The sequence below is a fragment of the Bacteroides sp. AF29-11 genome, from assembly GCF_003602895.1.
Taxonomy (GTDB): Bacteria; Bacteroidota; Bacteroidia; order Bacteroidales; family Bacteroidaceae; genus Bacteroides; species Bacteroides uniformis.
Map to the genome: position 1 here is coordinate 169,441 of NZ_QTLY01000003.1, position 17,262 is coordinate 186,702.

15 protein-coding genes are annotated in these 17,262 nt (G+C 44.8%); 2 read left to right on the forward strand and 13 right to left on the reverse strand.

What is annotated here, in order from left to right:
• Positions 1-445 precede the first annotated feature (445 nt).
• The 6 genes from DWZ03_RS06205 to DWZ03_RS06230 form a co-directional block, all read right to left on the reverse strand.
• Positions 446-1,426, reverse strand: coding sequence for a FecR family protein (locus DWZ03_RS06205; protein WP_057281682.1), 981 nt, complete (start codon positions 1,424-1,426; stop codon positions 446-448).
• A 131-nt stretch (positions 1,427-1,557) separates the two neighbouring features.
• Positions 1,558-2,160 carry an RNA polymerase sigma-70 factor gene (locus DWZ03_RS06210; RefSeq protein WP_005832757.1) on the reverse strand — a complete coding sequence of 201 codons (603 nt, stop codon included), beginning with the start codon at positions 2,158-2,160 and terminating at the stop codon, positions 1,558-1,560.
• A gap of 134 nt (positions 2,161-2,294) precedes the next feature.
• Positions 2,295-3,566: a histidine-type phosphatase gene (locus DWZ03_RS06215; RefSeq protein WP_005832759.1), complete on the reverse strand. Its 1,272-nt coding sequence runs from the start codon at positions 3,564-3,566 to the stop codon at positions 2,295-2,297.
• 20 nt (positions 3,567-3,586) lie between these two features.
• Positions 3,587-4,246 carry a CatA-like O-acetyltransferase gene (locus DWZ03_RS06220; protein WP_005832761.1) on the reverse strand — a complete coding sequence of 220 codons (660 nt, stop codon included), beginning with the start codon at positions 4,244-4,246 and terminating at the stop codon, positions 3,587-3,589.
• A gap of 61 nt (positions 4,247-4,307) precedes the next feature.
• Positions 4,308-6,341, reverse strand: coding sequence for a protein-disulfide reductase DsbD family protein (locus DWZ03_RS06225; RefSeq protein WP_120129277.1), 2,034 nt, complete (start codon positions 6,339-6,341; stop codon positions 4,308-4,310).
• Positions 6,342-6,358: 17 nt separating this feature from the next.
• On the reverse strand, positions 6,359-6,667 hold the full coding sequence (locus tag DWZ03_RS06230; RefSeq protein WP_016272853.1) for a Dabb family protein: 309 nt from the start codon (positions 6,665-6,667) through the stop codon (positions 6,359-6,361).
• Between the two features lie 102 nt (positions 6,668-6,769).
• Here DWZ03_RS06230 and udk point away from each other — a divergent pair, with 102 nt between their 5' ends.
• Positions 6,770-7,381, forward strand: a complete 612-nt coding sequence (gene udk, locus DWZ03_RS06235; RefSeq protein ID WP_005831829.1) for a uridine kinase — start codon at positions 6,770-6,772, stop codon at positions 7,379-7,381.
• 69 nt (positions 7,382-7,450) lie between these two features.
• Entirely contained in the window at positions 7,451-8,872 is a 1,422-nt protein-coding gene (locus DWZ03_RS06240; protein ID WP_181979425.1) for a transglycosylase SLT domain-containing protein, read from the forward strand.
• A gap of 133 nt (positions 8,873-9,005) precedes the next feature.
• On the opposite strand, the gene metH is transcribed toward DWZ03_RS06240, so the two are convergent.
• The 7 genes from metH to DWZ03_RS06275 all read right to left on the reverse strand — a co-directional run bounded on the left by metH (position 9,006) and on the right by DWZ03_RS06275 (position 17,238).
• Positions 9,006-11,771 carry a methionine synthase gene (gene metH, locus DWZ03_RS06245; protein WP_120129280.1) on the reverse strand — a complete coding sequence of 922 codons (2,766 nt, stop codon included), beginning with the start codon at positions 11,769-11,771 and terminating at the stop codon, positions 9,006-9,008.
• A gap of 1 nt (position 11,772) precedes the next feature.
• The gene (gene smpB / locus DWZ03_RS06250) at positions 11,773-12,225 is read right to left on the reverse strand and encodes an SsrA-binding protein (RefSeq protein ID WP_005831836.1); all 453 of its coding nucleotides are present in this window, start codon (positions 12,223-12,225) and stop codon (positions 11,773-11,775) included.
• Positions 12,226-12,233: 8 nt separating this feature from the next.
• The gene (locus tag DWZ03_RS06255; protein ID WP_008665379.1) at positions 12,234-12,806 is read right to left on the reverse strand and encodes a Yip1 family protein; all 573 of its coding nucleotides are present in this window, start codon (positions 12,804-12,806) and stop codon (positions 12,234-12,236) included.
• Between the two features lie 7 nt (positions 12,807-12,813).
• The gene (locus DWZ03_RS06260) at positions 12,814-13,686 is read right to left on the reverse strand and encodes a hypothetical protein (RefSeq protein ID WP_022401972.1); all 873 of its coding nucleotides are present in this window, start codon (positions 13,684-13,686) and stop codon (positions 12,814-12,816) included.
• A gap of 92 nt (positions 13,687-13,778) precedes the next feature.
• Positions 13,779-14,948, reverse strand: a complete 1,170-nt coding sequence (locus DWZ03_RS06265) for a hypothetical protein (protein ID WP_225982668.1) — start codon at positions 14,946-14,948, stop codon at positions 13,779-13,781.
• A 29-nt stretch (positions 14,949-14,977) separates the two neighbouring features.
• A complete protein-coding gene (locus tag DWZ03_RS06270) occupies positions 14,978-15,400 on the reverse strand; it encodes a DUF3244 domain-containing protein (protein WP_022401970.1) in 423 nt (140 codons plus the stop codon).
• 143 nt (positions 15,401-15,543) lie between these two features.
• Entirely contained in the window at positions 15,544-17,238 is a 1,695-nt protein-coding gene (locus tag DWZ03_RS06275; protein ID WP_117720956.1) for a tetratricopeptide repeat protein, read from the reverse strand.
• Between the last annotated feature and the right edge of the window lie 24 nt (positions 17,239-17,262).

Genomic DNA, 17,262 nt, shown 5'->3' on the forward strand with positions numbered 1-17,262 from the left:
ATCGGTGTTTCGGAGGTGAGTGAGAGCAATTTCCATGGGTGAGGGCAAGTTTTGCCCTCACCCATGGAAATTGCTCTCACTCACCTTGCCGAGTATCTTTCTGCCCCGTCATTTGTAGGGAAAGCATCGGTGTTTCTTACGAAAAATGCAGTGAATTGATAGTGTGTTCACTATAGTGGTCTGTCTTCTTCACGATAGTGAACAATTCGGGCCATCTTAGTGAACATACTTGTTCACTTAAGTGGAGCGTCAACAAACTCAAAGACTTTTCAGGAGAAACGTATGTGCGAAACACAATGAATGCCTGCACAGTACACTACAAACGCCTTTCAAATACCCTTCAAACGGACAGCACCAAGCCCTTTTTTCTATATTGGCCTGAGTTCGATATAAGGCTTTGCTTATAACTGTATAATAGCGAGTCAAATTCAACTCCTGATTCACACTATTTATAGAGCAATACCTTGTTCCCATCTTTCTTATAATGAATGCCGCTGGTATATTCGATAGACTGCAACACAGCTTCCAGGCTCTTGTTGTCGTGCTCGCCCGAAATCAGATTCTTGAACACCTGCCCTTCGGCAAAAGAGATGGAGCAATTATAAACGCGTTCCAACTCTTTTGCAACATCGTTTATCGGAGTACTGCTGAATCGCAATCCGCCTTTCCGCCATACTGCCACAGTGCGTTTTTCATGCTGCTTGTTGTATTCGCCGGAAATGGTATTGATGTACACCCGCTCCTGGGCGCTTAAGCGCATCATGGCTTCTGGCAAGTCCACTTGCACCTTGCCACTCTCCACATCGACAGAAACAACCTCATCGGACAAATAAGCTTTGATATCAAAGCACGTGCCCAATACACGAACGTCGAAATGATGGGTATTGACAATGAACGGCTGCTTCTCGTTGCGATGAACCCGAAAGTAGCCCTCACCTTCGAGCTCCACCCTGCGTTCGTTGCCCGCAAAGCGGTCGGGATAGCGAATGCGGGAGCAGGAGTTCAAGACCAGTTGCGTGCCGTCAGGAAGCAACACCTGCTTGCATTCGCCATAAGAGGTCGAGGCTTCCAGATAAGAAATCTGCTGTTCGTTGATGTAATCCAGATATCCGACGCCACCCAGCACCAAACAAAGAACCGCAGCCGCAGCTGCAGCGACAGTTGCCATGCGGCGAAACCAGGTCCGTTTTTTGTGCTCGATGCGCTTCAACAATTGGCGCGCCTCTTTCTTCGACTTCTCGCGTTCGAGGTCAGTCAGCGGTTGTTGCGACGCTGATTCGTCCCAAACATCGGCAGCCAGTTCCTCAAGGATGCCTTCCGGTTCCGGCACAGCCAAGTGGTCTGCCAACTTGCTGACATCTTCAACCGTGTACAAGTCATCCAAGTAACGGCGAAGCAAAGTCTTATCTTTCTCGTTATGTTTCATAATCGTTTTTTTGCGGGGAGCTACAAAGATGTTCTTAAACTATCCCTTTTAAAAGAATAGTACACGCAAAAGCGAAGCATCTAGGGTGTATTTAACGTTTTTTATCTCATACGGAAGAAAGATGGGCTTCATTACAAATTCATACAAACAAGAAGCAGCACGAGGTCGGCAGCCGCTACCGAGTTCTTCTGCAAATATCCGCGCAGCGATTTCAATGACAAGGATATAGACTCCTGCACCGTATTGACCGATATACCCAGCGTTTCAGCAATCTCCTTGTGAGACATCTGCTGTTCACGGCTCATTTCAAAGATTTCACGCTGGCGGGGCGTCAATTGCTGCAATGCACGCAAGATTAGTTGCCGCAAGTCATTAGCTAGAATTTCATTCTTCGTTTCATCGGTATAATCCACAGCCTGCGCAAGGACATGCTCCTTGAGTTTGTTCTGGTTATCGAGGTCGCGCAGCTGATTCAGCACACGGTTGCGAACAATTGTATAAAGGTAGGAAGAGAAGGAAGCATCGGGATTGATGAAACGTCGGCTCTGCCAAATCACGGTGAAAGCGTCCTGAAAAACATCCTCGGCATGCTCGCGCGACTTCAGAAAACGCATGGCAAAGTATATCAGGCGGCCCTTATAGGCAGCGTACAGTTCACAAAAAGCATCCTCATCTCCATCTATCAGGCGGAGAACAAGTGCCTTTTCATCAATTAGAGTTTCTGCTGCATACATAGGGCTATCTTTACATTCAAGTACAAAGGTATCGCTAAGATGTTGCAAACGTATGTAAAATTCGGGAAAGAAAAAAGAAAAATGAAAAATAAAGCCGGTTCATCCCTCAAGCAATGACCGGCTTTAACACGCTTCTATCGTCTATAGGCTTTCAGTTTATTCCTATAATAAGCCTCCACATCCTTCCAATGGTAATAAGGAGCCAGTTCGCTTTCTACCGGAAGTTTCATCTCATGCTCGTTGAGCAGCACCTTTACAAGAATGTCATCACTGCCTTTCTTGCGGAAGAAAACGAATTGAACGTTGCCTGCCATCGGGAAAATCTTGTAGTTTCGCCAAGTTTCATCGAGTCTGCTTAAATCGGTAGTCTGATAAGCACAATCACCCAATTCCAGCAGGCATACCAAAGGAAGCAGGCAAGATTCATGGCCGAAACGTAAAGTTACGCTGTTCTCTTTCTTCACGATGCAAGTGTCGGCCGTATTCAGTATATTTTCCAGCAGATTGGATTCCATATAAGGTATTTCGCTTTTGGTGAGCGGAGACGGGCCATAGGATATATACCAATTCTTGTTGCTGATTTGCCACAAATCATAGCATTCGTCTTTGGTGAAGAGAGAGTAAAGTTCCAGATTCGTGTCGAGACTCTGCATGTTGCTTGCCACATCAAACAACCGGGTCATCAATCTGCCGGCATCCACTTTCCAGTTTACATAATCCTCGTTGTTGAACAAAGCCTTCATCAAGCGTTCCGGATGTACATGCTCCTTCCGGATGGCAGCCTTCGCCTCGACCACTTCATCCGCCTTGCACAATGTCTTGACATAGGGGTCATCGTTATTCATATAGTACATGTCGGCATAGCTGGCATCGTTCTTGAACTGCAACTTCGGATTGAGAGATTGCAGCTTCAAACATTCTGCCGCCATAGAAAGAATGCAGCGGATAACCACCGTGGAGCATGCATCCACCTCGGCTTCTCCTTTAAAGACTTCCGGGAAATTCTTGTACATTCGCTCTGCAATGCCTTTGTGCTGGCGTGCACCCAGCGGAGTCAGTTCGCCATATCTGCTCTTAGCCATGCGCGAGACGCTATCCAAAACACAAAGTGTCTTCTTTCCCAACTCAGTGAGCACACCATTCTCATCAGCCTCACGCATCACTGCCAACGGCTTCTCGTAATCATCCGGATTTATAAGGAACCGTGAACCATGACGGGCATAGTGGCTCAGATAAAAGGGTTTATAACCTGCAGGAGGAGCTGTCTGCTCCACAGTCGGTTCGGGATAGGCATAGTAATTGGCTGCCGAACGATGAACATCTGCAAAGATTTCTTCTTTGGCTGTCTGGGCTCTCATTCCAAGCACCAGGCAACAAAGAACGGTTAGAAAAACGAAACGCTTCATAGATACTACTCTTTTATGATTTATTCATGTGAAATCTCTTTCAGGTATTCTTCTATCTTTCCGAAGAAGGATGCCAAGTGCGAACCATCAACAAAAGAATGATCCACATAGATGGAAAGTGGAAATACCAGACGCCCTTCACGGGTCACCGTTTTTCCGGCAGTCATCAAAGGGTGGCTGCAAGCATTCCCGGCTTCGGCAAGCGTATAAGTGGTAGAGGTGAAATACATCTTAGGGACAGCGCTCAAATGCACTACATCGTAATCGCCTTGCTGCGCGAGATGCTTCTCGGCTCCATAAGGATCGCCATCTTCGGGAATATTGGTAATCAAAGCATAGGCTTCGGCATAAAAGCGGTTGAAATCTTCGTGATAAGGTATGCGTATTGTATAGAAAGTCTTACCGGGAACGGCTATCGGAGAAATGATATCCACCCGATCGTGAAAGACGACCTGTCCATTCTTGTCTTTACGGAAACGAAGTTCATCCACCTCGTTTGCCGAACGGAGCACGGCATAAAGATAGTAAAGGAAAAAAGAGCGTCCCGCTGCTCTGGCAGCCAGACTTGCCTCTGTACAATCAATCTCTGTAGTAATGGAATACCAGGAGCTAACAAAGTTGCGGAAAAAGTTGTAGTTATCCCGGCGTTCCCAAGTTTCAATGTCTATAATCTGTTTCATATACAAAAAAGGGGGTTAGAAAAAAGGATGCCACTTTACGGGCATCCTTTCTATATTCAGTTTATTTTTCTTTCTTATAATTCTCCAATCCAGTCTGCAAGAACTCGATATATTTGGGAATATCTTCGTCGTAGGAGTAAGACTTATTGAGCGGTTTGCCTTCGTTGTCAATCAACACATAGAAGGGCTGCGCATTGGCACCAAACTTGACGCGCTGCAGATAACTCCACTTGTCGCCTACGGTACGTAGCGTACGTTCCGTGCCGTTCTCCACAATCTTCACGGGAGAAGGAAGCGGTGTCTTGTTGTCGACGTAAAGCGTGATAAGTACATAGTCGTTGTTGATAATGTCACTCACCTTCGGGTTTGTCCATACGGCAAGCTCCATCTTACGGCAGTTCACGCAACCGTAACCGGTGAAGTCGAGCATCACGGGCTTGCCATGCTGGCGGGCATACTCCATACCGAGGTCGTAATCGTCGAACTTGGCATGCACTTCATTATTGTAAAGATTGAAATCCTGCGTCTGCATGGGCGGCGCAAAAGCACTGACAGCCTTCAGCGGAGCTCCCCACAAACCAGGAACCATATACACCGCAAATGCCAGCGAGGCCAACGCCATGAAGAAACGGGGTACACTAACTTTCGTATCGTCATCATCGTGCGGGAACTTGATTTTGCCCAGCAAGTAGAAACCAAGCAGCGCAAAAAGTACAATCCACAGAGCAAGGAACGTTTCACGGTCGAGGAGGCGCCAACCGTAAGCTAAATCGGCTACCGAAAGGAATTTCAGGGCAAAGGCCAGCTCCAGGAAGCCGAGCGTCACCTTGATGATGTTCATCCATCCGCCGGACTTGGGCATGGACTTCAGCCAGGACGGGAACAGGGCAAACAGCGTGAAAGGCAATGCCAAGGCTATGGCAAAGCCCAGCATGCCGATGGCAGGAGCCACCACGCTGCCCGTCGTGGAAACCTGCACCAACAGGAATCCGATAATGGGTCCCGTGCAGGAGAAAGATACCAGCGACAAGGTAAACGCCATCAGGAAGATGCTGAGCAAACCGCTTGTCGCCTCGGCCTTGCTGTCTACAGCCGTACTCCACTTGGAGGGCAACGTTATCTCGAACGCTCCGAAGAAGGAAGCCGCAAACACCACCAGCATCAGGCAGAAAAGGATATTGAATACTGCATTCGTAGAGAGTGCGTTCAGTGCGCTGGCTCCGAAAACAAGCGTGATTGCCAGTCCGAGCGTCACATAAATCACCACGATGGAAGCGCCATACGTCCACGCATCGCGGATGCCCTTCTTCTTGTCCTTGCTGCGTTTCAGGAAGAAGCTGACCGTCATCGGGATGATGGGCCATACACAGGGGGTGAAGAGTGCCAGCAGTCCGCCGGCAAATCCCGTAATGAAGATATAAATCCAGGACATGTCTTCCTGCGAAGTGGTTTCGCCCAAAGATTGCAGTTCACTGATGACCGGTTTCCAGAGGTCCGCCTTGTCCGCCACATTGATTTCCGTCGGCCCGTCCGCACCGCCGATGGCAGCCACGGGAGCCGTGCCGGAGACAGTCTCCTGCTTTGCGGGCTGTTCTTCGGCTTTCGTTTCAGCGGCAGCGGCGGCAGCTTCTTTGGCAGCCCCTTCTGCCTTGCCGGAGAACTTGAAAGGAACTTGTGTGGGCGGCAGGCAGTTTTCATCGTTGCAAGCGCCATATTCCAGATAGCCTTCTATCTGATAAGCGCCACCCGTCAACTTCAGCTTCTGCACAAATTGCGCCGTATTCTCAAAATAGCGCACCTTCATTTCGAACAACTTATCGAAAGTAGAGATTTCCTTGCCTACGGGCTTCAGTTTACCCACCACTTCCGCTCCGGAGATTTTCTCCACATTGAAAGTCGCCGAGATAGGCCCTCCATCGCCCAAGTCGGTGGAATAGACATGCCAGCCCTTGTCAATAGCAGCCGTAAAAACGACCTCCGCTTCATCGGCAGCCAAAATCTTCAGTTCGGAATTGAACTTGACGGGGTCTTGTATCTGTGCCTGCACCGCCACAGCGAATAGCAACAGAACGAAAGGGAACAGTAATTTCTTCATGTTCTCTGATTTAATTTTTAATTTTCAATTAACTCGTAGTCCACGCAGGCACGGCTCTCTTTCACAGCAGCGATAAGCTTGCCGGCAGCCACATGGTCGGGATGGGCAGCATAGTATTTCACGTCATCCAACGTATCGAACTCACTGTAAAGAGCGATGCTCCAAGCCTCGGCAGGATTGATGTTCAATCCGACTTCAATCTTGCGGATAACGGATATTTTAGCCGGAAGCGCTTCGATAGCTGCCTTGAAACTGTTCATCGCAGCCAACTTTTCGTCAGCCGGTGCCTCATCTTTTAACTTAAATAATACAATGTGCTTTACCATAACTTTGCCATTTAAATGATTTATCACTATATTTGTCAGCCTAAGCGGCTGTTTTAACAACTGCAAAAATACTGGTTTTGTTTCAAATATACACTTAAACGGATGTTAATAATAGGAATTGCAGGCGGAACCGGCTCGGGAAAGACCACCGTCGTACGTAAAATTATCGAAAGCCTACCGGCTGGTGAAGTGGTATTGTTGCCACAAGACTCTTACTACAAGGACAGCAGCCATGTGCCCGTGGAAGAACGGCAGAACATCAACTTCGACCACCCCGACGCTTTCGAGTGGAGCCTTCTTTCCAGGCATGTCGCCATGCTGCGCGAAGGAAGAAGCATAGAACAGCCCACCTACTCATACCTGACGTGTACCCGGCAGCCCGAAACCATCCATATCGAGCCCCGGGAAGTCATCATCATTGAAGGCATCCTTGCCTTGTGCGACAAGAAGCTGCGAAGCATGATGGACCTGAAGATATTTGTAGACGCCGACCCCGACGAACGCCTGATTCGTGTAATCCAGCGCGATGTAGTGGAACGCGGACGCACGGCCGAAGCCGTCATGGAACGCTATACACGCATACTGAAACCCATGCACCAGCAATTCATAGAGCCCTGCAAACGATACGCCGACCTCATTGTGCCGGAAGGCGGAAACAACCAGGTGGCCATTGATATATTGACCATGTACATCAAGAAGCACTTGGGGAGTTAATTTGTAATGGAGAATTGATAATGGAGAATTGATAATGGAGGATTAAGAACGCACTAAACCCTATGAGATATGAACAGCCTGTTTTCTTTCGCCAGACATAAATCATCCATTATCAATTCTCCCGTCCCAATTATCTTGCTGTTGTTGTTGTGCTGCATCGCAGGATGCCGTGGAGGACATCCTGCCGAAAAAGAAGAAGCGGATGACCTGCAACAGATAAAGGACAGCGGAGAACTGGTCGTATTGACACTGTACAGTTCCACTTCCTACTTCATCTACCGTGGCCAGGACATGGGATTCCAGTATGAGCTAAGCGAACAGTTTGCCAAGAGCCTGGGAGTGAAGCTGAGAATAGAGGTAGCCCGGAATGTGCACGAACTCATAGAGAAGTTGCTGGCAGGCAAGGGAGACCTCATAGCCTACAACCTTCCCATCACCAAGGAATGGAAAGACAGCCTGCTTTATTGCGGCGAAGAGGTCATCACGCACCAAGTCATCGTGCAACGTAACGGCGGACGCACCAAACCACTGAAAGACGTAACGGAACTCATCGGGAAAGATGTATATGTGAAGCCCGGAAAATATTATGAACGGCTGGTCAATCTGGACGAAGAGCTCGGAGGAGGTATCCACATCCATAAAGTGACCAACGACAGTATCAGTGCAGAAGACCTCATCACCCAGGTGGCACAAGGAAAAATCCCCTATACCGTAGCAGACAATGATGTGGCACAGCTTAATACCACCTATTACCCCAACCTAAATATCGGACTCTCCATCAGCTTTGACCAGCGTGCATCGTGGGCAGTCCGGAAAGACTGTCCGCAACTGGCAGCCACCGCCAACAAATGGCATGAGGAGAATATGACTTCACCTGCCTATACAGCAAGTATGAAACGATATTTTGAAATCGGCAAGGCCATTCCCCACTCTCCTATCCTCTCCCTGCGCGAAGGAAAAATTTCCCATTACGATGATTTGTTCAAGAAATATGCTCCCGAAATAGACTGGGACTGGCGTCTGCTGGCGTCTCTGGCGTATACAGAATCCAACTTCGACTCCACTGCCGTATCTTGGGCGGGTGCCAGGGGGCTGATGCAACTGATGCCTGCCACAGCCAGGGCTATGGGGCTACCCGAAGGAAAGGAACAGAACCCTGAAGAGAGCATAAAGGCTGCCGTGAAATACATAGGCGCCACAGCCAAAAGTTTTTCCAAGATACCCCAGGAAGAACGCATCAACTTTGTGCTGGCATCTTATAATTCCGGTATCGGCCATGTGCTGGATGCCATGGCACTGGCCGAAAAATACGGCAAAAACAAATATGTCTGGCGTGATAATGTAGAAAACTTCATTCTGCTAAAAAGCAATGAGGAATACTTCACCGACCCCGTCTGCAAAAACGGCTATTTCCGTGGCATTGAAACTTATAACTTCGTAAGGGATATTACGTCACGCTTCGAGCAATACAAGAAAAAGATAAAAAAATAAGGAATAAAGAATAAGGATTAGGGATTAGGGGTTAACGAATTGCGCATAATATTAGGAATATATGCCGCAGGAATGTTAATCCCTTATTCCTAATCCTTAATCCCTAATCCTTAATCCTTATTTTCCTTCCTATTTAAAACAGATTCAGTTTGTTCTTTCTCGCTTCTTCCAGGGAAACGGTTGTCACTTGTTTCTCCCGGTTCTTCTCGCACAACTGCCGATACTTCTCATGCAGTTCTTCTTCCAGTTCCTCCTTTGTCTCAGGATTCATCAGTTTGGCTGCTACTGTAGCATTCTGTGAGGCGTCCTTCAGATGGATTACGGGAGCATGATAGACCGGAGCAATTTTCAGAGCAGTGTGAAGCGGTGAAGTCGTGGCACCACCTATCAGCAGAGGAACGTCCAGACCTGCCTTTTCCAGCTCAATGGCTACATGCACCATTTCATCCAGCGAGGGGGTTATCAGACCACTCAATCCTATCATGTCTACCTTTTCCTCTATGGCATGCTGTACAATGGTTTCGGCAGGCACCATGACGCCAAGGTCCACTATATCGTACCCGTTGCAGGCCATTACTACCGAGACTATATTTTTGCCAATGTCGTGCACATCACCTTTCACCGTAGCCAGTAGTACCTTCCCGGCAGCAGTCGCACCTTCTTCTTTCTCCGACTCGATTACGGGCTGGAGGATGGCAACCGCCCTCTTCATGGTGCGCGCCGTCTTCACTACTTGCGGCAGGAACATCTTGCCTGCCCCAAACAAGTCGCCGACATGATTCATGCCTGCCATCAACGGACCTTCAATGATAGAAACAGCTTTGGGATACAGCTTCAACGCTTCGGCAAGGTCTTCTTCCAGATAATCGCCGATACCCTTTGTCAAGGCGTACTTCAACCGTTCTTCCACAGGAGTCCCCTCTCTCCAGGCAAGCTGGGAATGGGCGGCAGCCTGCCGCTCTCCTCCGGAAGTTTTCGCCGCCTCCGCTTCCGCTTTCAAGCGTTCGGCAGTTTCTATCAGACGCTCGGCAGCATCGGGACGACGGTTCAAGACCACATCCTCTATGCGCTCCAATATATCAGCGGGAATATCGGTGTAAAGAACGGAGGCAGCCGGATTGACGATACCCATATCCATGCCCTCGCGGATGGCATAGTAAAGGAATACGGCATGCATCGCCTCGCGAATGTAATTATTGCCGCGGAAAGAGAAGGAAAGGTTACTCACTCCTCCACTGACATGCGCACCGGGCAGATTCTTGCGTATCCATCCGGTGGCACGGATAAAGTCTACAGCATAATTGTTGTGCTCGTCCATACCGGTTGCCACGGCAAGTACATTCGGGTCGAAAATTATATCATGGGGATTGAAACCTATCTTGTCCACCAAAAGACGGTATACCCGTTCGCAGACCTCAATCTTACGTTCGTACGTGTCTGCCTGCCCTTTTTCATCAAAAGCCATCACCACGGTCGCCGCACCATATTGCTTTATGGTACGCGCATGCTCCAGGAATTTATCTTCCCCCTCCTTCAAGGAGATGGAGTTGACGATGGACTTGCCTTGCAAGCATTTCAATCCGGCCACAATCACTTCCCACTTAGAGGAGTCTATCATGACGGGAACACGGGCAATCTCCGGTTCCGAAGCTATCAGATGGAGGAAAGTCGTCATCTCTGTCCGGGCATCCAGCAGTCCGTCATCCATATTGATGTCGATGACCTGCGCACCGTCTTCCACCTGCCGGCGAGCGATGCTGAGCGCCTCGTCGTATTTCTTTTCATTAATCAGACGCAGGAATTTGCGCGAACCTGCCACATTGCAGCGTTCACCCACATTCACGAAGTTGTTTTCCGGCTTCACTTCCAGAAGTTCAAGCCCGGAGAGCCAAAGATTTTCCGGTCTGGGAACCGGCTGATGGGGCGTTGCACCGGCAATCAGCGAGGAGTACTCGGCAATGTAGGCATCTGTCGTTCCGCAACAGCCACCGATAATATTCACCAAGCCCTCATGGATATACTCTTTTACTTCATGCGCCATATCGGCAGGAGTCTGGTCGTATGTACCCAGACTGTTGGGCAATCCGGCATTGGGATAAGCGCTGATGTAATAAGGTGCACGGGCAGCAAGCTGCTCCAGGAAAGGTTTCAGCTGACGGGCGCCAAAGGAGCAGTTCAAGCCGACAGAGAATATATCGGCATGCTGCACAGAAGCGAGAAAGGCTTCCAAAGTCTGCCCCGACAGCGTACGCCCTCCAACATCGGAAACGGTCACAGAGAGCATCAAGGGTACATGAACTCCTACAGTTTCCATCGCCTGCCCTGCGGCAAAAATAGCAGCCTTGGCATTCAGCGTATCAAAAATAGTTTCTACCAGCAAAGCATCCACACCCCCTTCGAGCAACGCTTCCATCTGCTCACGGTAGGCATCGGCAAGTTCATCGTAGCTCAAGGCACGAAAGGCCGGATTGTTCACATCGGGACTCATGGAGCAGGTCTTGTTCGTCGGTCCTACGGAGCCTGCCACAAAACGGGGTTTGTCGGGAGTAAGAGAAGTAAACTCATCTGCCACTTTGCGTGCCAGGCGCACTGCGGCAAGATTCATCTCACGCACATAGTCCTGCACATGATAATCGGCCATACTGACGCGGGTGGAACTGAATGTATTTGTTTCGATAATATCTGCACCTGCCGCCAGATACTTGCGGTGAATGTCTTGTATCACATCGGGGCGTGTCAGACAAAGCAGGTCATTGTTACCTTTCATCTGTCCGGGAATCTGCGAGAAGCGTTCACCCCGAAAATCTCCCTCTGTCAAGTTGTATTGCTGTATCATGGTGCCCATTGCACCATCCAAAATAAGGATGCGCTCACGCACCAAACTACCAAGTTTACTCATATTATCTTTTAAACATACGCGCCATATCGCGTTTGTCATCTTTTTCCTTCAGTGATTCGCGCTTATCATATTGCTTCTTACCTTTGGCAAGTGCCACCACAAGTTTGGCCAGCCCTTTTTCATTGATAAACAAGCGCACGGGAACAATGGTGAAACCCGGATCTTTCGTGCCGCGCATCAGTTTTTCAAGTTCCTTCTTATTCAACAAAAGCTTGCGCTCCCTGCGTGCATTGTGATTGTTGTACGAACCATAGAAGTATTCGGCCACATGCATGTTCTTCACCCACAATTCGCCGTTGGCAAAGTAACAGAACGTATCGACTAAGCTTGCTTTCCCCAACCGGATGGACTTGATTTCTGTGCCCGTAAGCACAATGCCAGCCGTATAGGTGTCCGTCAGTTCGTAATCGAACGTAGCACGCTTATTCTTTATATTTACAGGAGCTTGTTTCATAACATTTATCAGTTTAGCACTACCGTCAGCTTATTGAATATCCATTCAATGGCCACCGGACAAGCTATTAACAAAATAGAAGAAAGAATGGTGAAACGCAAACGGTCTTTTTCCGCTATCTGCATCACCTTTTTGCTTCCTTCCCACACAACATACACGATATAGAATTGGAGCAACAGAGCCATAATGCCGAAATCAGGCAATATGCCGATAACAATCCTCAGCATGAACACCACTACCAGTGCATAACCTGCAAACTGTTGCGCCAAAGGAATATCACTGTCCAGCATAAACATGCGGACACGCAACCCATTGATGAGATAGGCTGCCAAAAAATATCCTCCAAACAAGGATACAGCCACCGCACAGCATTGTGTCATGGCATATTGAAAGCTTTGCGGCCCGTCCCATCCCATCTTCATCAAAGAGCCGATGAAAACGGACAACCCGCATAAACCAATCATAGGATAGACAAAAGTAGTAAATACTTTTCGTCTATCCTCTAAACTAATTTCCTCCCAGGCACGAGCCGGAGAGGAAATCAGTAGTATTGCTATATGAAATAAATCTTTGTAATTCAATATCAATTTATTGATTAGTAGACGCAATTTTGTATTCTACAGTATATTCCGTATAGTTTTCCGGTATTTCTGTATTGCTATTATTTCCACTTTCATGCGACTTAATAACTAATTTAGTAGGAAGATTTCCTGCTTTTTCTTTAAACCTTTCTAAAGCATTTTTTATATCATACCCATACCAATTAGAATAATAAACATCTGTCTTATCATCAGCACCCTTATCATGACGCAGATAGAAAACAAGGTCTGTGGCCCCTGCTTCAATTTCATCCAGTACACAAGCTAAAGCAAATTTATGCATCTTAAACTTATCGTTGTCATTTTGCAGTCTCCAAGCTATAGGAGTTACAAGTATATCCTTGTTATACAAAAATGGCTGAACTGACCCATTTTCCAATTTCAAAGTTATCACCGGTGCTGTTTCCGGCGCATCAACAACCAAGCTTTCTGCTGTCATTGATACGACAGCGTTTGCAAAAGAAATAGGCTGAAAATTCTTCAAAGTGAAGTTGGTAGTTTTAGATTTTTCATTCGTCTCAGGTTCTATGCTCTTTCCTAAGATGATTCCCATTCGAGAATCTGAAATCTTCAAACTTGAATTTGCCTCAAATTGAGTAACAGAAGCCGGTGTAGGTTGATAAGTGTTACCCGCAGCATCTTCAAAAGAGAGTAATCCCATATAGTTATTCACTAAAACCATGCCATAAATGTCATCATACTCTCCGTCATCTGAATTCAGACACGAAGTAAACGAAATGCCCATCAACAATGTCAAGGCAACCATCAAGAATTTTAATTGTTTCATCTTTCCTATAAATATTAGAGTTTGCAAATTTAGATAAAAGAATTGAGTAATATAGTACTCTCCTCGTTTTTTCATTGTTTTTAAGATTAAATGAAAGATTAATCTAAATACTGCAAGCCCCAATATTTATTTAACATTTATAAACAACCATAATTTAGATAATCACATTATTCTAAAACATATTCTCCTACCAATTTCCCTGTTGTTGGATTATATGTTCTAGCTTCAAAAGAAGAAAAGCAGTCTCCACTCCATTTTCCTTTAACTCTAAACGTTTTAGTATCCCCTATTTTCCTTAATGTAGCAACGTAAGTCAAACTACCTTTGTACATGACTAACACCGCATCAAGTTTTACAGTTTCACCTGGTTGAATCGGGATTTGTCCAGTTCTCGTTTTTGTTACCGTTTTACTATCACTTGTACCATAAGTCCAAGATTTATTTGTCTGCTGCTGTACAGAAACATTTACTCCAAGCGAAGAATCATCTCCTACCACATTAGGTATACCCACGTTCAATCCTCCTGAAATAGTGACACTTACTCCTTCTGTTTTTGAAAAATCAGATTTTTCTGTATAGCTTGTAGATAAAGAATAGTTCCATGTATCAACGCTTAAATGTTCATTTGTATATTCATCATGGTCACAAATCACTTCTGTAGGTTCAAAGCTGTCAACCGTAGTCCGTACATACTCTAAACCAACAAGTTCATATTCACCAACAGGAACTATTTCCCATAAAGCGAGGCTTGAGGAATTATTCGTTTTAAACTTTACAGAGGAAGACGTTGAAGATTCTGATTGCAAATAATAAGAAGACAAACCAGTATTAAAGTTTCCATACATCGTATATATCATACAATTAGCATCAGCCAAACAATTAAAGCTTAAGCCAGGTCCAGCCAAAGGTGAATCAAAAGTTGATTTATTCCAATAACTCAAACGAAGATTATCAGGTATTTCTGAAGATAAATAGTTATTAGGAGTAACAACTCCATATGTATCGGATGTCACTCTATTATTTCCCCCAGCAACAACAATAGTTCTTCCATACTTCAGATACCATCTCTGCCTCAAAGATCCATCATCTTTATCTGTTAAACAAATTTCAGTACCTTTCTCTTTACAAGTAAGATACTTTTGTTTAGAGTTTCCAATATTCAAAATATTCACTGGAATTTCGGCAAGCTCACTTATCGGATCAAAATCCGCACTAGAACCTATCGCCCTTGTCATCACCTGCCCCACACCACTACTTTCCACAAAGTTATCCAATTCCTCTTGCTCACAAGAAAATAGAGCTAACACTCCTACCAACAATAAACTAATCTTTTTCATAAGCATTACATTTTTTAGTTAACAATATATCATAATTCAAAACAGCCATATGCATATGCCCCATTATCTCCTTTAATTTCTATACAATACTCCCCTGATACTCCGAAAGGAAGTTGCAAATATTTCCGAAGGGGAGATAGAATATTCTCGGAAGAAGAATAAATCACAGAACCATTTTGGGAAATGGCAATTTCCACTACCCCGATTCCTTCCATAAAATCCAATTCCACGGAATAATTAGAATCTTCAACGAATACAACAAATGGCACTAATGGTATAACGGAACGGCTTCCATCTTCTTTTCCCGTAGTCAGAATTTCAAAAGGAATATCATTTGAATGCAAAAAGACTTCTTCTTTTCCAGAAGTAATACTTATGTCGACCAAAGGATTAGCATCGACCTTTAATAAAGAAAATAACAACAATACAGATAAGATAATTTTCAGTTTCATAGTCTTTCATTTTTTATTTATACAAAATTAGGGACTATTCAACAATAATTCAGCAATAACTATGCGGACAAAAATAGGGTAGGTAATAAATTATATATCAACACACTACAAAGAAACATATAGGACAAAAAAACGTTTTTTTCTCAATACATCATTACCATTTGCTCTAAAGAATCATTCTTAGTAAGTCCTAAATCTGCTTTTAGTCTTTGTCTGTTTTTATATATGGATTTCATTTCACAATCAAAAACAATCATTAATTGCTTGTTAGAGAATCCCACTTTCAGCAACGCAGCCAACAATAATTCATTTTTTGTTAAATCAAACTCTTGTTTAAGTCGAGTAATAAAATTCGCATGAACCAAATCCAAAAAGTCAAATATATGTTGCCGTTCAGCAATAGTCATATTACTAATAATCAAATTTCCTTGCTTCAATTCCTCTAATACAAACAAGGCGTCAACACTCGAATTCTCACATACTCGCTTATTTTCTGCTATTAAACAAAGGATTTTTCTATTCAGGATTCCTATTTCCTCTTGTTTAGCCTGACGTTCTTGTAAGCTCACATTCTCCAATTCTGCAATTCTACAAGCATATCTATTAATAATTGCATTATTATTTCCAATAATCTCGACATTACGCAACAATTTTGTTCGATACCTTTTCCTAACCAGAAAGAAAGCGATGATGCCCAACCCTAATATGAATACAAATAAAAACAAATAAAAATAAGTCTGTTTCTCATTTTCCAGCCTTATCTGTTTATTTTCCAAAATAAGCTTATCATTTTCATACTTATTCTGCAAATCCAACAACTGCTTTTGCAGTTCAGCATTACGAGTCACCTCTAATAATGAATCAGACTTCTCTTTATACAAAAACGCTTTCAAATAATTACCATCTTTTTTATGCATATCAGCCAAATAGTAATATGCACCCGAAGACACAAAAATATTAGTTGCATTGATACAAGAAACAAAACAATCTTCAGCTTTTTTCTTTTGACCTACTTCAGAATAAACACGTCCCAAAGACAAACTATAACGATATTTATCATTTAAATTATCACAAACTTCCATTGCATTTGAAAAATACTCTATTGCTTGTGGATATCGTTTTTCATTATTGGCAATAAGTCCTAATAAATGTAGAAAAGATGCCTTCATACCACTAACAGTGTCACTCAACACAAGCCCTTTTTCAGCATACCAACCTGCACTATCATTATGATGTACCGAAAAATAGCCTCTTGCCATATTCCTATAACCATATAAAATACGACGTCTGTCACTCGCCAGTTCATAGTACCTGATAGAATGTTTAAAATTGTCTATAGAATTTTCATACAATCCTTGAACCGAGTTCAAATACCCTATATATTCCCAGACCATCCCTTGTACTTTATAATCCCTAGTTTCTTCCAAGAGACTCGATGCTTCCAGATAAGCCTGCATAGCATCTGAGAAGCGCTCCTTTAACAACATCACTTTTCCATAATAAAAGTAAGCCTTCCCTGCCTTCAATTTATCACCTTCCTGTTTATAATATTCTACCGCTATCATTATCAATGAGTCTGACTGCAAATTATCCAAATAGTTTTTATCCAAAGCCTGCGTTAAAAGCAAAGCATAATCTGCTCTCTGTTGTCCTCTCATACATTCGGGACATTCAATTTGACTCAGAAGCGACAAGGCACTATCAGGAAATAATTCCATACACGCTTCCACACGTCTTAAGACATTATTGTCCTCTTTTTCTTGTACACATGAGATAAACAATACAAGAATCATCAATAAATTAATTCCATTTTTCATCCCGGCATTCATAGCTCGCATATTTTAGCTTTCAGATAGCACATC